This window comes from Methylobacillus arboreus (assembly GCF_020532725.1).
In the GTDB taxonomy this organism is placed as follows: Bacteria; Pseudomonadota; Gammaproteobacteria; order Burkholderiales; family Methylophilaceae; genus Methylobacillus; species Methylobacillus arboreus.
In genome coordinates this window covers 1-2,658 of sequence record NZ_JAJAVC010000009.1, presented here as the reverse complement: position 1 = coordinate 2,658, position 2,658 = coordinate 1, and the positions used below count along the sequence as shown (strand labels likewise).

At 49.2% G+C, this 2,658-nt stretch carries 1 protein-coding gene; it reads right to left on the bottom strand.

Features of this window, described 5'->3' with window-relative positions:
• On the bottom strand, positions 1–2,658 hold a 2,658-nt coding region (locus LG198_RS11060; RefSeq protein WP_230343243.1), incomplete at both ends, for a hypothetical protein.

Here is a 2,658-nt window from a genome sequence, read left to right as displayed (position 1 = left end):
CGGGGTGACGGTGAGGCTGGTGACAGAGAGGGCTTGGGTGGTGCCGATGGTGATGGGGCTACCCAAGGTGATGTCGGTGCGGTTGTGGCGGATGAGCCAGCCGTTGGCGTCATAGGCTTGGATGTCGAATTCGTAGGCGTAGGTGCTGTTCCAATCCGGCACCAGGGCAGCGGGGTTCCAGTCGAATTGGCCGTTGCTGCCAGCACTGAGGGTAATAGGTTCGCTATAGTTGTCCGTAGAGCCTGCGACGCGGTAGCGAATCTTGAGCGAGGAGGCTTCGCCCTGATGGAAGGTGAGGGTCGGCGGGACGGTCAGGGCGCCTACCGAGAGGTTGCCCGCGACATCACGGCTTAAGCTACCGGTGGAGGTACGGATCAGGTTGTTACTCGCATCCCGTACGTCGACCTCAATGTCGTATTCGACACCGTTGACAAAGATGCCGAGCGCATTCGTGGGCAGGGTGAAGCTGCCGACGCCGAAGAAACCATCTTGAATAAAGTTGGACGCTGGAATGGTGTTCCAAGCATCATTGCTTTCCTTGACGCGGTAGCGTAGCACCACACTGGAGGCAGCAGCGCCCTGGCCGATCAAATTGAGTTCGCTCCCTTGCGGATTGATAAGTAAGGAGCGGGCGGTTTCTGCTGTGGCACCAAATTTGAGATTGTTTAGTGTGAAGTAATGATTGTGGAAACTTGAATCAAAGTAGAAAGTACGGTTAGCGGTAGTATCTACCGTGCGTATCACTGCGCCATTCTTTAGATAACGAACTTCTGTCCCAACATACTCAATAGCTAGAATATCCGAAGTGGTATAGCTGCCGAAGTCTCCTTTATGAGCACCATTCTCGTAGATTTGGAGAATGCCACTGGATGTTGGGTACCAAGCATAATCCAGAGTGTCATAGCTTTTATTGGTGGTGGGGTCGCTATTGAGGCCAAACATTCCCGCCGAGTTCGTCTGTCCCGCTTGAGCCGATACATAAGCACCGTTTGTATAAAAGTGGCTGCTATAAGCATCAGTGTCCCAAGCTGCGTTTCCGCCTACCTTGTTGATAGCAGTGGTATTGAAGTTGATATCTGTGGCATTAGCAGCAGAGTTGCCAAATAGAATGTTATTGAGGCTAAAGCCAACACTATTAAAACTGGAGTCGAAATAGAAGTTACGGTCCACACCAACATCACTCACAGTACGCATGATTACGCCATTTTTTAGATAGCGGACCTCTGAACCTACGTATTCGATTGCCAAGATATCTGAGGTGGTATAGGTCCCAAAGTCACCTCTGTGAGTACCATTCTCGTATATCTGGAGAATACCAGTAGAGGTTGGATACCAAGCATAATCTAAGGTGTTATAGCTCTTGTTTGCGGTAGGGTCTGCATTGAGGCCAAACATGCCGGCCAGATTCGTTTGACCCGCTTGCGCAGAAACATAGGCGCCTCCGGTGAAGCTTTCCATACTAATGGCATCCGCATCTCCCCAGGCATTGCCGCCGCCTGTTTTTTTAACGGAATTCCCGGTGAGGGTGATATTGAATGTCGGATGTGCAATGGCGTTAGTGGTAATCACACCAGTAGGGTTGGTGACAATGGCCCCACCTGCCCCACTCGTTAAGAGGGGTGTTTGAGGTGAAACAGTGGGGGCAGAGGCATTGATGGTGTTGAATGTGCCACCTTGGGCATTCAGTATTTCGCCTGCATTATTGAGCGCTAGATACTGGTACTCATATTCTCCAGCTGGAATGCTGCTCCAGTCGAAGGCAAAGACTCCGCCGATCGGATTCCCGGAGGTATCCAGAAGCTTTGGTACTGAAACTGTTGTGTAAGCATTGCTTGATCCAAGGGGACGATACGATAGCAGCACATTCGATGTGCTAAGTGCTGCGTTGTCAGGAATATATGGCTGGTCTCGGAAATATAATTTTATTGGTATAGTCGCTGAACCTGCTGTCGATAAAATCGCAGGACTAAGATAAGCTGCTGGCTTTACCACAGCTTGCCAGGATTGATTGATAACAGTAGTGGTATTCGCACCAATATTTTTGGTAATCTTTATGGAGATTCCTTGAGCGCTAGGAGGATATTGTGTTTGATCATAGCTAAATCCGTTACCTCCCGATAAAAGAAATTCTGTATGAGTGCTATATGTATCTCCATTCAAAATAATAGGAGGATTAGTTCTTGTAGTTACAGTTCCATATTGTCCAGCAGAACGCGAAGTTAGTGATACCTCAACAATAGTATTTCCATTGCCCATATTGATAATGCTAAGAGGTAATAATATATTGATTACAACTTTATAAGGATTAGCGCTAGCAGCTCCTAATCCAGAGCTAACTAAATTCATAGTCCAATTTACACTTCCCCCTCCGATCCCGACACTCCCCGCGTTAATCGGATTAGTATTTGCGCCACTGCTGGCAGTGACAGAGCCTGCATCCGGTTGCCTGACGACCGTACTCTGTCCTTCTGCATTGGTTTCGATCACCGCTGTTGAGCTCCACCCCTCCATCCCCGGCTGAATCGTCTTCGTCAGCTGGTTGCGCTGATCGAAGAGGCTATACGTCAAGAAGACCTTGTCCGTATTGAGCGCGTTGTCATGCCCCAGGACCTGACTGAGCATCAGATTGCGCAAATCCAGCGTCCCATTGATGCTTAG